The sequence below is a fragment of the Methylobacterium thuringiense genome (assembly GCF_022179645.1).
GTDB classification, from domain to species: Bacteria; Pseudomonadota; Alphaproteobacteria; order Rhizobiales; family Beijerinckiaceae; genus Methylobacterium; species Methylobacterium thuringiense.
In genome coordinates this window covers 168,186-183,881 of sequence record NZ_BPRA01000010.1, presented here as the reverse complement: position 1 = coordinate 183,881, position 15,696 = coordinate 168,186, and the positions used below count along the sequence as shown (strand labels likewise).

Sequence of the window (15,696 nt, the reverse complement as noted above, 5' to 3'; positions counted from 1 at the left end):
AATCCCCGTAAAATCAAACGTCAGACGGCGAGGCCGCCGAGCCCCACGCGGACGATCGCGTAGAGGCAGGCGGCGGCCACCACGACCGCGTAGAAGGTGTTGGCGGTGAGCGCCGCGAACTTGAGCCCGGTGTCGTGGACGTAATCCTCGATCACGGTCTGCATGCCGAGCCGCATGTGGATCGCGACCGAGACCACCGCGAGCAGCAGGACGATCGCGACGATCGGGTTGGCGACCAGCGCGACGGCTTCCGGATAGGGCCGGCCCCACATCTTCGCGATGATCACCACGAAGGCGAGGAGCAGCACGGCGTTGGCCGCGCCGGTGAGACGCTGCATCCAGAAATGCTCGGCACCGTGCCCGGAGGCACCGAGACCTTTGACGCGGGCGCGGGGCGTGCGGATGGACGCTTGCTTGGTATCGGCCATGGCGTGCCTCAGTGCAGCAGGAGGGCGAGCGCCCAGACGACGACGGTGAGCGCCACCGAGCCGATCAGCGTCAGGCGGGCGAGCCCCAGGCGTTGGTTCTTGTCGTAGCCGTAGCCGGTGTCCCAGACGAAGTGGCGCAGGCCTCCGAGCATGTGGTGCAGCAGCACCCAGGTGTAGGCGAACAGGATCGCGAGCCCGATCCAGGATCCGAAGAACCACGCCACCGCATCGTAGGCGCGCGGGCCGGAGGCGAGCGCCACCAGCCAGATCGCGACCAGGGCCGTGCCGCCATAGAGGGCGGTGCCGGTGATACGGTGAAAGACCGACATCGCCATGGTCCAGGTCCAGCGGTAGATCTGGAGATGGGGCGAAAGCGGCGGGGCGACGATCGGGCGGGCGGGGGGCGCCATGTAGGGTCCTCGAGATGCGCGGATCTGGAGTGTGTCTAAAGAGAGGGCGTAGTGTGCGGCGCGGCAAGCGGCAAGACGACGCCCTCGCCTGCGGCTCTGTACCTTTGGCCGATCACGGCAATTTCCCGATCAGCCGCCACCACAGGAAGGCCAGCGGCGTCGCGATCAGGAGCGAGGCGAATCCGCTGGCGAGCGTCAGCCGGGTGGCGTCGCCGAGCCCGATCCGGCCGAGCTCCATCGACATCACGATCGGCGGAGCCTGATAGGGCAGGAAGATCGTCGAATAGCCGACCACCTGCGCCATCACCACGGTCATCAGGTCGAGCCCGCTCGCCTGCGAGAGTTCGCCCGCGAGCGCCGTATAGAGTGCCGGCGCACCGTTGGCGGTCGCCGCGAACAGGAAGCCGACGGCGATGCCCGTCAGCGTCGCGAGATTCTTGGCGAGATGGCCCGGCTCCAGCGGCGCCATCGCGAGGAGCGCGTGGCCGATGTCCCGGCCGAGCCCGGTCTCGTTGACGACCGCCGTCAGCCCGAACAGGGCCGCCACGTAGAAGCAGGTCTTCAGGGGCACCTGCCCGAAGGCCTCCGCCGGCAGCACGCCGACCCGCGGCATCATCACGATCACCGCCGCCGCGAGGCCGATCCAGGCCGGCGGGATGTGGTGCAGCCCATCCGACATCCAGAGCGCCAGCATGCCGACGAGAATTACGGCGAGCCGGCGCTCCTCCCCCGAGAGCGGCGGCAGCGGGTCGCCGGGAGTTTGTGCGCCCGAGATCCGGTCGGGAAAGATCAGCACGGTGCAGGCGGTGAGGATCGCGCCCTTGACCACCGCGAGCACCGGTGCGTGCAACCAGAGATACGGCAGATAGGCGAGGTGAAGTCCGAACAGCGTCTCGGCGGTGCCGGCCATGACGAGGTTCGGCACGTTCGCCGGCAGGATCGCCGCCGAGAGCATCGGCGTGGCGATGCCGAAGGCCAGCAGCGCTCCCGTCCGCCCCGGCCGGCCGACGCTCAGCCCGTAGGCGTCGCAGATCGCCATCAGCACTGGGATCATCAGCGCGATCCGCCCGAGATTCGACGGCATCACGAAGGCGAGCAGGAACGAAAACGCCACCAGCCCGGCGATGAAGCCCGGATAGGAATCGGGAAGCCGGTCGCTGAGCATCCGCGCCAGCCGGGCACCGAGCCCGCTGTGGTTCATCGCCAGCCCCACCACCATGCCGCTCGTCACCAGCCAGAAGGCCGACGAGCTGAACCCGGAAAACACCGTCGTGGCCGGTGCGAGCTTCAGGAGCATCGCCAGGGCGAAGAACAGCAACGCGGTGACGATCTCGGCGACGAGCCCCGTCGCCCACAGCGCCATGCACAGCACGAGAAGGCCGCCGGTCAGAACGACCGTGCCTTGCGTCGCCCATATCCCTGCCACCGCATTCATCACCGCGCGTCAGACCTCGAATTGGAACGGTTCGCAATTCGGATTTTGGGGAGGGTGCCTTCGCAAGAGGCGAAGGCTGGCAGCGGGTGCTCGCCTGAGATGCGGAATGCGATGTATGCTCGATTTCGTAATCAGCGAAGAGCGACCGGCTGGGGGCTGACGTCATGATGCGCTTCGACCTCGTCGATCTCGGGCTGTTTCGCCATGTCGTGGAGGCCGGCTCGATCACGCATGGGGCGGAGCGGGCGCATCTGGCGCTGGCGGCGGCCTCGGCCCGGATCAAGGCGATGGAGGTCTCGCTCGGGGCCGCGCTTCTGGTGCGCGGCCGCCAGGGCGTGGTGCCGACGCCGGCGGGGCGGACGCTGCTGGCGCATGCCCGCACGCTGCTCGCCGAGATCGACCGGCTTCAAGGGGACCTCTCCGTCTTTGCCGGCGGCGCCGTCGGGCAGATCCGGGTGCTGTCGAACACCAACGCGCTGACCGAATTCCTGCCGGAAGCCCTCTCGGCCTATCTCGCGCTCCACACCGGCGTGAGCGTCGACATCGAGGAGCGCACCTCGGACGAGATCGTCGGGCTGGTGGCCGAGGGCACGGCCGATCTCGGCATCGTCGCCGGCACCGTCGACACCGGCACGCTGCAGACCTTTCCGTTCCGGCACGACCGCTTCGTGGTGGTGGTGGCGGCCAACCATTCTTTGAGCGTGAGAGGGGACCTCGCCTTCGCCGAGGTGCTCGACCACGACCTCGTCGGCCTCGACCGCTCGAGCGCCCTCACCCGCTTCCTCTCGGGAAAGGCCGCGCCGATCGGCAAGCCGATGCGGCTGCGGGTCCAGCTCCGCAGCTTCGACGCCGTCTGCCGCCTCGTCGAATCGGGCATCGGCCTCGGCATCGTGCCGGAGACCACGGCCCGGCGCGCGGCGCGGGGCCTCGGCATCGCGGTGGTGGAATTGCAGGATGCGTGGGCGGCGCGCGACCTGACGCTGTGCGTGCGCGACCTCGCCGCGCTGGCGCCGTTCGCGCAGGACTTCGTGGCGCATCTGCGCGGGCCGGAATCTGCCTGAAGGCGGCTTTCACCACCCTCGCTCGTCATTCCGGGGCCGCGAAGCGGAAACCGGAACCCACGACTGGGCACGGCGTCTCGGGCAGGTTCCGGGTTCTCGCCTTCGGCAAGTCCCGGAATTGTCTGTTGGTTGGGTTGTGACGGGCGAGCCGTCACCCCCCAGCGACCGTATCCACCAACAGCTTCACGTTCAGCGCCACGATCACCGCCGCGATCCCCCAGGAGAGCAGCTTGAGCCAGCCGGGGATCACCAGCGCGCCCATCTTTTCGCGATTGGACACGAACTGCACCAGCGGGATCACAGCGAAGGGCAGCTGCATCGAGAGCACCACCTGGCTCAGCACCAGGAGCTTTGCCGTCCCCTGGTCGCCATAGAGCGCGGTCACGATCACCACCGGCACGATGGCGATGGCACGGGTAATCAGCCGGCGGGCCCAATCCGGAATGCGCAGGCGGAGAAACCCCTCCATCACGATCTGGCCGGCGAGCGTCGCGGTCACCGTCGAGTTGAGCCCCGAGGCGAGCAGCGCCACGGCGAACAACGTCGAGGCGACGCCGATTCCGAGCAACGGCGAGAGCAGCTCGTAGGCCTGCTCGATCTCCTGCACCTCGGTGCGCCCGGCGGCATGGAACACCGAGGCCGCCATGATCAGGATCGAGGCGTTGACGAACAGCGCGAGCATCAGCGCGATGGTGGAATCGGCCACGGCGAAGCGCACGGCCTCGCGCTTGCCCTCGACAGTGCGCGGGTAGGCCCGCGTCTGCACGATCGAGGAGTGCAGGTAGAGGTTGTGGGGCATCACCGTGGCCCCGATGATGCCGATGGCGATGTAGAGGGCCGCCGGGTTGGTGACGATCTCGGCCGAGGGAATGAAGCCGCCGAGCACCGCCTGGATCGGCGGTGCGGCGAGCGCGATCTGGATGCCGAAGCAGACGAAGATCACCGCGAGCAGCGCGATCACGAAGGCTTCGAGCGTGCGGAAGCCGCGCCGGAGCAGCAGCAGCACGAGCAGCACGTCGAGCGCCGTGATCACCGCACCCATGACCAGCGGGATGCCGAACAGCAGCTTGAGCGCGATCGCGGTCCCGATCACCTCGGCGAGGTCGCAGGCGATGATCGCCACTTCGCAGGCGAGCCAGAGGGCGTATCCGACGGGACGCGGATAGTGGTCGCGGCAGGCCTGGGCGAGGTCGCGGCCGGTGGCGATGCCGAGGCGGGCGGCGAGCGCCTGCAGCACGATCGCCATCAGGTTCGAGAGCAGGATGACGGACAGCAGCGTGTAGCCGAACTGCGAGCCGCCGGCGATGTCGGTCGCCCAGTTGCCCGGGTCCATGTAGCCGACCGAGACCATGTAGCCCGGCCCGATGAAACCCATCAGCCGGCGCAGCCAATGCCCGCCGGCCAGGACAGGCACGCTGCCGTTGAGATGGCCGAGGCTCGGCTGTTCCTGCGTCTCGCGCGTGAAGCGCCAGCCGCGGTTCGACTCGATCGGGTTCAAGGAGAGGTCCATCGCATGCGTATCGGTCGTGAGGGCAGCCGGCGTTTCGGAGACGCCGATCGAGTATAGCAACAGCTATAATTATGCGCCGAAGCTTTGCAACAGGGATGTGATGCCGCGGCGCGTACGAGGAATCCGCGCTTGGGGATTCACGCATCGGTCCCGCTTCGGCTACAACACCGGCACACCTGCCGGATGGATGCGAAAAGGACTCGGCCGACAGCATGCGGGAACCGCCGTCCTCCGCGCCCGACGGGCCGCTGATCGACCCCGAAGTCCATGTCGAGAGCTTTCGGCAGGCCCGCGAGGCGCGCCGGCTCGAACTCGTCGAGGATTACGTCGAGCTGATCGCCGACCTGATCGGCGACGGCGGCGAGGCCCGGCAGGTCGACATCGCCGCCCGGCTCGGGGTGGCCCAGCCCACCGTCGCCAAGATGCTCAAGCGCCTGGCCGAGGACGGCCTGGTGCAGCAGCGCCCCTATCGCGGGGTGTTTCTCACGGCCTCCGGCGAGGCCCTGGCCGTGCAGTCGCGCGAGCGTCACCGCATCGTCGAGCGCTTCCTGTGCGCGCTCGGCGTCAGCCCGGAGACGGCGCGGCGCGACGCCGAGGGTATCGAGCACCATGTCAGCGCCGAGACGCTGGAGGCGTTCCGCCGCTTCGCCGACGGCCGCTCGGACGCCTGAACGTCGGCAATTTCGGTCACGAGAGGTTTTGCATGGAGCCCGACAAGCAGATCGCGGCCTTGGCCGCCGTCAGCGGCCGCCACGACGAGGGCCTGAAGGCGCTCTCGGAGGGGCTGTCCGAGATGAGCGCCCGGCAGGTCGCCCACCAGATGGCGATCGGCTTCCTGGCGAGCGTGCTGCGCTCGATCGATTCGGACCATTACGACGAGCGCCTCGGCGGCTACCTCGCCATGCTGCGCGACGCCCTCACCCGCGACGATCCCGATGCGGAACTGGCCGGGACCGTCCTGGAGACGGTGCAGCGGGTGCTCCGGCCACAGAAAGAGGACGACGACGCCTGACGTCTCAGGCCGCCTCCACCAGGCAGGCGAGCCGCACGGTCGCGACCACCGCGCCGGCTTCGTCACGGACCCTGACGACGATGACGCCCTCGTCGATCAGACGATCGGGATCGGAGGCGTAGAACGCCGCGACCGTCACCGCCACGCGCTGTGCGGCGGCCGTGTCGGGCAGTTCGCGGCCGACATCGTCACGGGCATCGACGCCGTTCTGCGCGTCGAAGAAAAAGCGCGGCATATCTGTCCTCATCATCGGATCCCCCGTGACTTCGGGGAAGCGGTCAGCCGGCAGATGGTTCACGTGCACATGCACAAATCTGGCTATCATGGACGCATTCTGGCGCCTACTGGGCGGGCCCTCCGGTTTCGGAGAGTCGGTACATGACGTCGGCCGGGCGAACGACCGAACCGGAGGGTGCCCACGGCAAGGTGCAAAGGCTTCGGGCGGCCGGTGAGACGCCCATCCTCCTGATACGCAGGCGCCGAGCGCTGTGAACAACGAGGATTGCGGGGAGAGCCGGCCTGCATGGCCGGCTAAGGCTTGATCGGGCCTAAGCCCTTAACCCGTCTCCGCTTTCGCGACTGTATGCTGTTTAACATGTGATGAGGTGCCGGCGAGCGATCCATGCAGTTCGAGGTGAGCGAGGAGCGGCCCGGCCAATGGTCGTGGACGCTGCGCGGGACGCGGGGCGAAACCATCGCCCGCTCCCCCTTCGGCTATCCGAGCCAGGTCCAGGCTTCGGCCGCAGCCACCGCCTTCGCCCGCATGGTCGCCAAGGCCAGCGCGCACATGCACGGCCGCTAGAGCGCTTTCCGACCGAGTGGATGCCGGTCGGTCGTAAGAAAGCGCGTCATAACAATAGCCTAGAGCCGCCGGCCTGATGCAATCAGGTCGGATACGGCCCTAAGTCTCGTTGGTTTGCGAAGGTTCTGATTTTCGGACTCTTCGCGATCCACCCCACATGCGGCGGCGCGCAGTCGCGCTGGCGGCCCGCTCGCGCGGACCGAGGGTCTTCAAGCCTCGACCAACGCCCCCTCCGCCACCAGTTCGGCCGAGACCCGCTCGGCCACGAGCCGCTTGTAGTCGACCTTGCCGTTCGGCGTCGTCGGCAGGCTGTCGACCCGCTCGATCGCCCGAGGCACGAGATGCGGTGCCAGCGAGCGGCGCAGGTGGCCCATCACGTCTCCCGTCTCGGCACCGTTCCCGGACGAAACCGTCACCGCATGGATGCGCTGGCCGACGCCGCGATCCGGCAGGCCGATCACGGCGGCCGCGCGAAACGCGCCGGTCTCCATCAGCGCCGCCTCGACCTCGGTCGGGCTGACGCGGAACCCCTGCGTCTTGATCATCGCGTCCTCACGGCCGAGGAAGCGCAGGAAGCCGTGATCGTCCGCGACGACGAGGTCGCCGGAGCGGCAGACCAATCGACCGTCATCGACCGTTCGGCGCGGATCCGGCACCAGCACGCGCGCAGTATCGTCCGGCCGCCCCCAGTAGCCGAGCGAGACCGTCGGGCCACTGTGGTGCAAGATGCCGGGCTCCCCGGGCCGCGCGTGGCGGCCGTCCGGCGTCACCAGAAAGATCTCGGTCTCGGGGATCGCACGGCCGATGGAATCCGGATGGCGGTCGACCTCGCCGGGCGGCAGGTAGGTCGAGCGGAACGCCTCGGTGAGGCCGTACATCAACACGAGGTCGGTCTCGGGCAGGCGCTCGCGCAGCCGCCGGATCGTCGCCAGCGGCAGGCTTCCGCCGGAATTCGTGAGGTAGCGCAGACGTGTGAGGTCGGCCTTGGCGAAGCGCGGGCTGGCGCGGGTCAGGAGCGTCCACAGGGTCGGCACCCCGGCGAGCCCGGTGATCCCATGCGCCTCGATCGCCCGCACCACGTCGTCGCCGAGGCGGAAGCTCAGGAGCACCAGCCGCGCGCCCTGCTCGACGCTGGTGAGCAGCTGGTTCAGGCCGTAGTCGAACGAGAACGGCAGCACCGAAAGGATGCGCTCCTCCGGCGTGATGCCGAGATAGGTCCTGACGATGCGCGTGCCGGCCAAGAGGTTCTCGTGGCTCAGCATCACGCCCTTGGGCAGGCCGGTGGAGCCGGAGGTGTAGAGGATCGCGGCGAGCCCCTCCGGGGCAGGCTTCCTGGGCGTGCCAGGTGCGGTGAGCCCCTCCCCGTCCTCGGCCGTCAGCAGGCTGAAGCCGGCGAGAGCGTCCAGTTCGCCGCCGAGCGCCGCATGGTGGGCCGCGTCGGTGAGGAGGAGGCGGGCGCTGCAATCCTCTACGATGTGGCGGACCTGGCGCGGGCGCAGGGACGGATGAATCGGCACGAAGACCGCGCCGGCCGCGCTGGCGGCGAAGATCGCAACGCATTCGAAGAGGGATTTCGGCAGCAGGATCGCGACCCGGTCGCCCGGCCCGACGCCGAGCGCGGTCATGCGGGCCGCCAGCGCGGCCACCCGCGCGCGAAACGCGCCGTAGGTCAGCTCCTGCGCGCCATCGACGACCGCCACGCGGTCGGGCGCGCAGGCGTCGCCGTCGAGGAGATGATGCAGCAATGTCGGTGACATGAAAGGCTCGTTAAGAACCCGAACGCCTGTCGTCGACGTAGTGGGCCAGCGTGTCGACGCTCTCGAAATTGCCGAGGTCGAACGCGTCCTCGTCGATCTCGAACCCGTAGCGCTCGCCGAGATGCATCATCAGGTCGAGGATGCCGATGGAATCGAGCGCATCGCTCGTGACGAGCGAGGTCTGCCCGTCCACCGAGCCGGGGGGCAGGCCCGGATTGCGGGCCGCGATGAAGCCGAAGATCGCCTCCCGCACATCCGCGATGGACTGAACCAAGATCCGCTCTCCCTCGCCATGCCCGGCGAGACGACTCGCGGACCGTCAGGAACCGGCGCGGCTTAAGCCCTTCGCCGGCGATCGTCCACTGCGCCGGCCTCAAGCAGGCTGCGAAGAAGTGGCAACGGTCTTTCGCGCGAAGCCTGCTCTCAACTTTTGAATCGATCCCGTTTTCTGCGTTTTGATCGATTCGATCAAAACGCGGCGTGATCTAAGGCAGCTCTTCGTCTTCCGGGACGACGTCGACCTCGACCTTGAGCTTCTGCCCTCCCGGCGAGGAGACGATGCCGTCGATGGGGGCGACGTCGCCGTAGTCGCGCCCGCGGGCGAGCTCGATATGATCGTCGCGCACGCCGCAATCGTTGGTCGGGTCGAGGCCGAACCAGCCTCCTTCGCTGCCGTCGCCATGCCAGTCGCGCCCGCACCAGACCGAGACCCAGGCATGGCTCGCGTCGGCGCCCCGCAGGCGCGGCTGGCCCGCAGGCGGCCGGGTGCGCAGGTAGCCGCTGACATAGGCCGCCGGCAGCCCGAGGCCGCGCAGCCCCGCGATCATGACATGCGCGAAATCCTGGCAGACTCCGGCCTTGAGCGCGAAGGCCTTGGTCAGCGGCGTCGAGACGGTGGTGGCCTTGGCGTCGAAGCGGAAATCGGCCCGGATGCGGTTCATCAGGTCGAAGGCGGCGCCATAGGCGCTGCGTCCGGGCAAAAAGCTCTGCCGGGCATACTCCGTCACCTCCGCCGCCAGCGGCACGCGCCGGCTCGGGAACAGGAAATGCGCCGGGGAATCGGCGCCGAGGGTCGGCAGGGCGAGCGCCGCCTCGCGCACCGCTTCCCAGGACGGGCCGGATTCGGGATCGGGCAAGGCGGCACGCGCGACGCTGACGCGCGAGGTCGCCTCCACCGAAAACACCTTGTGCGGCTGGTCGATGGTGAGCGTCAGGGTCTGCGGCCCGAAGTATTCCTCGCGGGTGCCGCGGCCCTTGGGGACCGGCGTGACCGTGATGGAACTCGCGAGCACATGCTGGCCGTCGCCCTCGCGGGGCCGAAGGCGCAGGTTGCAGCGCGCGTAGCGGACGGTGCGCGCGTAGCGGTAGGTCGTCAGGTGGCGCAGACTGTAGATCACGCGAGGCCCGTCAGCTTCTCCGGCCGCAGGGCGTCGGCATTGCCGGGAAAATAGCGGCCGGCGATGGCGCTCGCGAGGTCCTCGAACTCGGTCTCGAAGCGGGCGAGCCCCGCTGCGTTGAGATCGGCGGCCTCGGCCGTCGCGAAGGTGCCGGCGAGCTTGAGCGCCGCGCGGCGGTGCGGCTCGGGCACCCCGTCGGCGCGAAGCTCCGGCAGGGTGTCGAGGTGGCGCACGATTTCCTGGACCTGGAAGGCGACGGAGCGCGGGTTGAACGGGTCGAGCAGCGCCATGTCGCGCACGGCGTCGAGGCTGACGCCGGTGAGGTAGCGCGCGCCGTAGGCGATCTGCGAATCGCAGAGCGCCAGCATCACGCCGAGGTCCTCAGCCCCGGCCTGGTCGCCGGCGAAGCGGAGCGCGAAGGCGCAGGTGTTGACGCCGCGCTCGATGCGCCGGCCCATGTCGAAGAAGCGCCAGCCGGCCGAGTGGTTCATGTTCTCGTGGGAGAGCCCGGACAGGGCCGAGAGATGGCCGAGCGCCCGCTCGGCGCGGCCGAAGAGCTGCGCCTCGCTCGGCTCCCAGGCCTCGCCGAAATCGAGCAGGTCCTGCAACTCGGTGAGCGCCCGCCAGGCCTCGACGGGCAGGCGCTCGCGCAGCGTCGAGGCGGAACGTCGGGCCGAGAGCACGTGGGCCAGCGCCGAGCCGGCCTGCTCGCGGTCGCTCAGCGCCTCCTGCGCCAGCGCGGCCGTCGGCAGGTCGGGCTCGGCGATCGATTCCCATTCGTCGAGCAGCGCGCGGATGCGCAGGCTCGTCGGCGTACCGACGTCGCTGCCGGTATCGGCGGCGAGCGTGCCGGCGAGGCGGCCGAGATGGGTCTGGACCAGGCGGATCACGCCCTCCGCCCGCTCGAGATAGCGGCCGAGCCAGAACAGGTTGTCGGCGGCGCGCGAGGGCAGATGCCCGGCGATGCGCCGGATCTTCGGCGTGATCGTCGAGAGCAGCGGCGGGGTCTCGACAGGCGAATCCGACACCACCCAGACATCGGCCGAGCGGATGCCGTTCCGCATCTCGGTGGGGTCGGCTCCTTCCCGCTCCGCGGTGCGGCAGAAGGCGGTCGGCATCACGCGCCAGCCGTCGCGGGTGGCGGTGGCGAAAACGCGCATGACGAAGGGCCGGGCGACGAGACGCCCCTCGGACCAGGCCGGCATGGTCGAGAGCGGGCTCGTCTCCTGCCCGACCCAGTCGAAGGGACGGTCGCGCAGCGCCGCGATCGCCTTTTCGCGAGCGGCGTCGAGGGCGTGCGGGCCGAGGATGGCGTCGCGCTCGGGACCGCGCACGGGGGTCGCGGCCGGGCGCAGGGTCATCCCGTCGAGGTTGGCGCGCACATGCGCGAGGCTCGCGGGATCGCCGCACCACCAGGTCGGCGGATCGGACAGGCGCAGGCTCTCGCCGAGCAGCCGTTCTGCGATGCGCGGCAGGTAGGGGCCGAGCGCCCCGGATTCGAGCACGCCCGAGCCCGGCATGTTGCCGACGACCACGCCGCCCCGGCGCAGCACGTCGAGGATGCCGGGCACGCCGAGGCGGCTGTCGGAACGCAGCTCCATCGGGTCGAGATAGTCGCCGTCGATCCGCCGCCAGAGGGCGTCGGCGCGCTTGAGGCCGGCGACGGTGCGCACATGCAGCAGGCCGTCCTGCACCACGAGGTCGTCGCCCTCGACGAGGAGGAAGCCGAGATAGCGCGCCAACGCCGCCTGCTCGACATAGGTGCTGCTGTAGGGGCCGGACGTCAGCAGGCAGATGCGCGGATCGCTGCGCTCGCAGGCCTGGGTCAGGCCCTCGCGGAGGCTCTGGAAGAAGCCGGGCAGGCGCTCGACGTGCAGGTCCGAGATCAGGTCCGGATAGGCGCGGGCGAGCACCATCCGGTTCTCCAGCGCGAAGCCGAGGCCGGAGGGGGCCTGCGTCCGGTCGGCCAGCACCCGCCAGCGCCCGTCCGGTCCCCGGCCGACGTCGGCGGCATAGATCTGGAGGTGACGTCCGCCCGGCGGCACGATGCCGTGGGCGGGATGCAGGAATTCGGGACTGCCGGCGACGGCGGCGGCCGGCAGCAGACCCTCGGCGATGAGGCGGCCCGGCCCGTAGATGTCGGAGACGATCCGCTCCATCAGGCCGGCGCGCTGGACGATGCCCGCCGACAGCTCCGCCCAGTCGCGCGAATCGATCACCAGCGGCAGGGGCCCGAGCGGCCAGGCATGCTCGCGCTGGTCGCCGTAGACCCGGTAGGAGATGCCGGCATCGCGGATGTGCCGCTCCCCCGACAGGAAGCGCGCCCGGACCTCCTGCTCGCCGAGCTGGCCGAAGCGTTCGAGGAAGCGCGGCCACGCGCCGCGCAGATAGCCGTCGGCGTCGAGCAACTCGTCCACGAGCCCCGGCCGCTGGTCGTAGCCGTCGATCCAGCTCTGGACCGGGTCGAACGCCGACCCCGCCGCCTGCATGTCCAGAGCGAGCGCCCCCCCCGAGGTCATCGCGGTGCCGGCGTTCGTAGGTCGAGGGTGAGGGGGAACTCGATCGAGCGCTCCTCGGGCGGCATCTCGATCTGACCGGGGGTGTGCGCCTGCGGTTCGAAGCGCGCGAGCCGGCGGCCCTCCGCCTCGTAGGCGTTGACCGGGAAGCTGTCGTAGTTGCGGCCGCCCGGATGGCTGACGTGATAGCGGCAGCCACCGAGCGAGCGCCCGCTCCAGGTGTCGAGCACGTCGAAGGTCAGCGGGCCGTGGGCCGGGATCGTCGGGTGGAGCGACGAGGCCGGCTGCCACGCCTTGAAGCGCAGGCCCGCCACCGCCTCGCCGGAGCGACCGGTCGCGGTCATCGGCAGGCGACGACCGTTGCAGGCGATCAGGTGCCGGGCGGGGTTGAAACCCTCGACCTTCACCTGCAGCCGCTCGACGGAGGCATCCACGTAGCGCACGGTGCCGCCGCCCGATCCTTCCTCGCCCAGGACGTGCCAGGGCTCCAGCGCCTGGCGCAATTCGAGGCTCACGCCGCCCTGCTCGACCCGCCCGAAGACGGGGAAGCGGAACTCGGCCTGCGCCTCGAAGGCCTTCGGATCGAAAGCGTAGCCGGCACGCTTCAGGTCTTCCAGCACGTCGAGGAAGTCCGCCCAGAGGAAATGCGGCAGCATGAAGCGATCGTGCAGCGCCGTGCCCCAGCGGACACAGGAGCCGCCCTGCGGCTCGCGCCAGGCCCAGGCGACGATCGCCCGGATCAGCAACTGCTGCGCGAGGCTCATACGCGCATCCGGCGGCATCTCGAAGGAGCGGAACTCCAGGAGGCCGAGGCGCCCGGTCGGGCTGTCCGGGTTGTAGAGCTTGTCGATGCAGATCTCGGCCCGGTGGGTGTTGCCTGTGACGTCCGCCAGGATGTTGCGGAAGAGCCGGTCGACCAGCCAGTGCGGGATGTTCGGCTCGTCGGGCGTCGGAACCTGCCCGAGGGCGATCTCGAGTTCGTAGAGCCCGTCGTGGCGGGCTTCGTCCATCCGCGGCGCCTGACTCGACGGCCCGACATAGAGGCCGGCGAACAGGTAGGAGAGCGCCGGGTGGCGCTGCCAGTACAGCGTCAGGCTCTTCAACAGATCGGGCCGGCGCAGGAACGGCGAATCCGCCGGAGTGACGCCGCCGAGGACGAGGTGGTTGCCGCCGCCGGTGCCGGTGTGGCGCCCGTCGGTCATGAATTTTTCCGCCCCGAGGCGGGTCTGCCGGGCATCCTCGTAGAGGCCCATGGTGATGTCGACCGCCTCGCGCCAGGAGGCGGCGGGGTGGACGTTGATCTCGATCACGCCGGGATCGGGCGTGACCTTGATCAGCCCGATGCGCGGATCGTAGGGCGGCTCGTAGCCCTCGATATGGAGCGGCTGGCCGATCTCGGCGGCGGCGGCTTCGAGATGACCGACGAGCTCGAGATACTCGTCGACGCGCTCCAGCGGCGGCATGAACACGCAGAGCCGCCCGTCGCGCGCCTCGACGGTGATGGCGGTGCGCACGGCCACGCCCTCGATTCCGGCACCGTTGGCGCGGTTCGGGCCGCCCCGGCCATCGGAGATGTCCGTCACGGCCAGGTCGCCGCGATCCTCAAGCGGATCCTGCGGGTGATAGTAGGGATAGGATTCGGGCGGCACGTAGGGGAGCGAGGCGAGCGGCAGCCGGAAGCCGGCCGCAGAATCGCCCGGCGTCAGAAACAGCGCGCCGCGCCGAAACACCCAGGATTCCGAGACCCAAACCCGGTCATCGCCCGCCGCGAGGCTGCCGGCCGGCAGCACGAAGCCGGTCGGGTTGGTCAGGCCGCGGGCCGAGACCCGGGCCATGCGGGCGTCGTTCTCGGGGCTGCCGCTCTTGGCGTCGGCAGGGGTGACGTTGTCCGGCAGCACGCTCTCGCGCGCCTTCCAGTAGGCGTCGTCCTCATAGGCCGGGATCACGAAGCCGGAGAGGCCGAGGCGCGCCGCGAGCGAATCGACCAGCGCGCGTGCCGTGTCCGTCGTCGCGTCGCGCGGGCCGTCCTCGAGGGCGATCAGCGACGGGTTCTTCCAGATCGGCACGCCGTCCTTGCGCCAGAACAGGGCGAAGGCCCAGCGCGGCAGGCTCTCGCCCGGGTACCACTTGCCCTGCCCGTAATGCAGCAGGCCGTGCTTGCCGAAGCGGTCGCGCAGGCGGCGCACGAGCTGGTCCGCGAGGCCGCGCTTGGTCGGGCCGACGGCGGAGGCGTTCCACTCGGGGGATTCGTAATCGTCGATCGAGACGAAGGTCGGCTCGCCGCCCATGGTCAGGCGCACGTCTTGGGCGGCGAGGTCCGCGTCGACCCGCTCGCCGAGGGCATCCATCGCCTCCCAGACCGTACCGGAGAACGGCTTGGTGATGCGCGGCGATTCCGCGACGCGGGTGATCCGCATCTCGTAGCCGAACTCGGTGCCGGCGGGCTCGGTGGTGCCCGAGATCGGCGCGGCCGAGCGGTAATGCGGGCTCGCCGCCAGCGGGATATGGCCCTCGCCGGTGAGCAGGCCCGAGGTGGCGTCGAAGCCGATCCAGCCGGCGCCGGGCAGGTAGACCTCGGCCCAGGCATGCAGGTCGGTGAAGTCGGTCTTCGTGCCCTCCGGCCCCTCGACCGCAGTGGTGTCGGGCACGAGCTGGATCAGGTAGCCCGAGACGAAACGGGCGGCGAAGCCGATCCGGCGCAGCACCTGCACCAGCAGCCAGGCCGAGTCGCGGCAGGAGCCGAGCTTGGCCCGCAACGTCTCCGCGGGGCTCAGTACGCCTTCCTCGTAGCGGGTGGAGTAGGCGATCTCGGAGCGGACCAGCTCGTTCAGCGCCACCAGGAACGAGACCGTGCCGGTCACCTTCGGCAGCCGCTCCAGGAAGGCGTCGATCTCCGGCCCGTGCCCGTCATCGACGGCGAGGTAGGGGGCGAGCTCCGTCTGCAGGCCGTCCGCATAGGCGAAGGGATAGGAGCCGGCATAGGGCTCGACGAAGAAGTCGAACGGGTTGATCACCGCGAGGTCCGCGGTGAGGTCGACCTCGATCCGCAGTTCCGTGCTCTTCTCCGGAAACACCACGCGGGCGAGCCAGTTGCCGCTCGGATCCTGCTGCCAGTTGATGAAGTGGTGCTCGGGCGAGACCTTCAGCGCGTAGGACGGAATCCGCGTGCGCGCATGCGGGGCCGGCCGCAGCCGGATCACATGGGGAGCGATCGTGATCGGCCGGTCGTAGCGGTAATGGGTGACGTGGTGCAGCGCGGCTTGAATCGACACGAAGGCTCCCGCTTCGGTGGCTCGGACCCCGTGATAGCGGAGCCCGTCGGGCTCGGGCCTTATACACGTGGCCGCGGATAGAGCCCGGAAAAAGCA

General features: G+C 69.7%; 14 protein-coding genes. 4 read left to right on the top strand and 10 right to left on the bottom strand.

What is annotated here, in order from left to right; translation table 11 throughout:
- Positions 1-20: 20 nt before the first annotated feature.
- From sdhD to MFF07_RS12510, 3 genes are all read right to left on the bottom strand, one after another.
- Entirely contained in the window at positions 21-428 is a 408-nt protein-coding gene (gene sdhD, locus MFF07_RS12520; protein WP_147818503.1) for a succinate dehydrogenase, hydrophobic membrane anchor protein, read from the bottom strand.
- An 8-nt stretch (positions 429-436) separates the two neighbouring features.
- Entirely contained in the window at positions 437-838 is a 402-nt protein-coding gene (gene sdhC / locus MFF07_RS12515; protein WP_147818504.1) for a succinate dehydrogenase, cytochrome b556 subunit, read from the bottom strand.
- Between the two features lie 112 nt (positions 839-950).
- On the bottom strand, positions 951-2,273 hold the full coding sequence (locus MFF07_RS12510) for an SLC13 family permease (protein ID WP_238232073.1): 1,323 nt from the start codon (positions 2,271-2,273) through the stop codon (positions 951-953).
- 167 nt (positions 2,274-2,440) lie between these two features.
- Here MFF07_RS12510 and MFF07_RS12505 point away from each other — a divergent pair, with 167 nt between their 5' ends.
- Positions 2,441-3,334: a LysR substrate-binding domain-containing protein gene (locus MFF07_RS12505; RefSeq protein WP_147818518.1), complete on the top strand. Its 894-nt coding sequence runs from the start codon at positions 2,441-2,443 to the stop codon at positions 3,332-3,334.
- Between the two features lie 151 nt (positions 3,335-3,485).
- Here the strand turns inward: MFF07_RS12505 and MFF07_RS12500 are convergent, their stop codons facing one another.
- On the bottom strand, positions 3,486-4,844 hold the full coding sequence (locus MFF07_RS12500; RefSeq protein WP_147818506.1) for an Nramp family divalent metal transporter: 1,359 nt from the start codon (positions 4,842-4,844) through the stop codon (positions 3,486-3,488).
- A gap of 212 nt (positions 4,845-5,056) precedes the next feature.
- On the opposite strand from MFF07_RS12500, the gene mntR reads away from it, so the two are divergent.
- On the top strand, positions 5,057-5,515 hold the full coding sequence (gene mntR, locus MFF07_RS12495) for a manganese-binding transcriptional regulator MntR (protein ID WP_147818507.1): 459 nt from the start codon (positions 5,057-5,059) through the stop codon (positions 5,513-5,515).
- A 32-nt stretch (positions 5,516-5,547) separates the two neighbouring features.
- Positions 5,548-5,856, top strand: a complete 309-nt coding sequence (locus MFF07_RS12490) for a hypothetical protein (RefSeq protein WP_147818508.1) — start codon at positions 5,548-5,550, stop codon at positions 5,854-5,856.
- A 4-nt stretch (positions 5,857-5,860) separates the two neighbouring features.
- On the opposite strand, the gene MFF07_RS12485 is transcribed toward MFF07_RS12490, so the two are convergent.
- Entirely contained in the window at positions 5,861-6,091 is a 231-nt protein-coding gene (locus MFF07_RS12485; protein ID WP_238232072.1) for a DUF6894 family protein, read from the bottom strand.
- Between the two features lie 387 nt (positions 6,092-6,478).
- Between MFF07_RS12485 and MFF07_RS12480 the strand changes: the two genes are divergently transcribed.
- Positions 6,479-6,658, top strand: coding sequence for a YegP family protein (locus MFF07_RS12480; RefSeq protein ID WP_147818510.1), 180 nt, complete (start codon positions 6,479-6,481; stop codon positions 6,656-6,658).
- Between the two features lie 209 nt (positions 6,659-6,867).
- On the opposite strand, the gene MFF07_RS12475 is transcribed toward MFF07_RS12480, so the two are convergent.
- The 5 genes from MFF07_RS12475 to MFF07_RS12455 all read right to left on the bottom strand — a co-directional run bounded on the left by MFF07_RS12475 (position 6,868) and on the right by MFF07_RS12455 (position 15,600).
- Positions 6,868-8,415: an AMP-binding protein gene (locus MFF07_RS12475; protein WP_147818511.1), complete on the bottom strand. Its 1,548-nt coding sequence runs from the start codon at positions 8,413-8,415 to the stop codon at positions 6,868-6,870.
- A gap of 10 nt (positions 8,416-8,425) precedes the next feature.
- Positions 8,426-8,689, bottom strand: a complete 264-nt coding sequence (locus MFF07_RS12470; RefSeq protein ID WP_238180200.1) for an acyl carrier protein — start codon at positions 8,687-8,689, stop codon at positions 8,426-8,428.
- Positions 8,690-8,900: 211 nt separating this feature from the next.
- Positions 8,901-9,812 carry a transglutaminase family protein gene (locus tag MFF07_RS12465; RefSeq protein WP_147818512.1) on the bottom strand — a complete coding sequence of 304 codons (912 nt, stop codon included), beginning with the start codon at positions 9,810-9,812 and terminating at the stop codon, positions 8,901-8,903.
- On the bottom strand, positions 9,809-12,331 hold the full coding sequence (locus MFF07_RS12460) for a circularly permuted type 2 ATP-grasp protein (RefSeq protein ID WP_147818513.1): 2,523 nt from the start codon (positions 12,329-12,331) through the stop codon (positions 9,809-9,811). The genes MFF07_RS12465 and MFF07_RS12460 overlap by 4 nt, the downstream gene beginning before the upstream one ends.
- On the bottom strand, positions 12,328-15,600 hold the full coding sequence (locus MFF07_RS12455; RefSeq protein WP_147818514.1) for a transglutaminase family protein: 3,273 nt from the start codon (positions 15,598-15,600) through the stop codon (positions 12,328-12,330). The genes MFF07_RS12460 and MFF07_RS12455 overlap by 4 nt, the downstream gene beginning before the upstream one ends.
- Positions 15,601-15,696 lie beyond the last annotated feature (96 nt).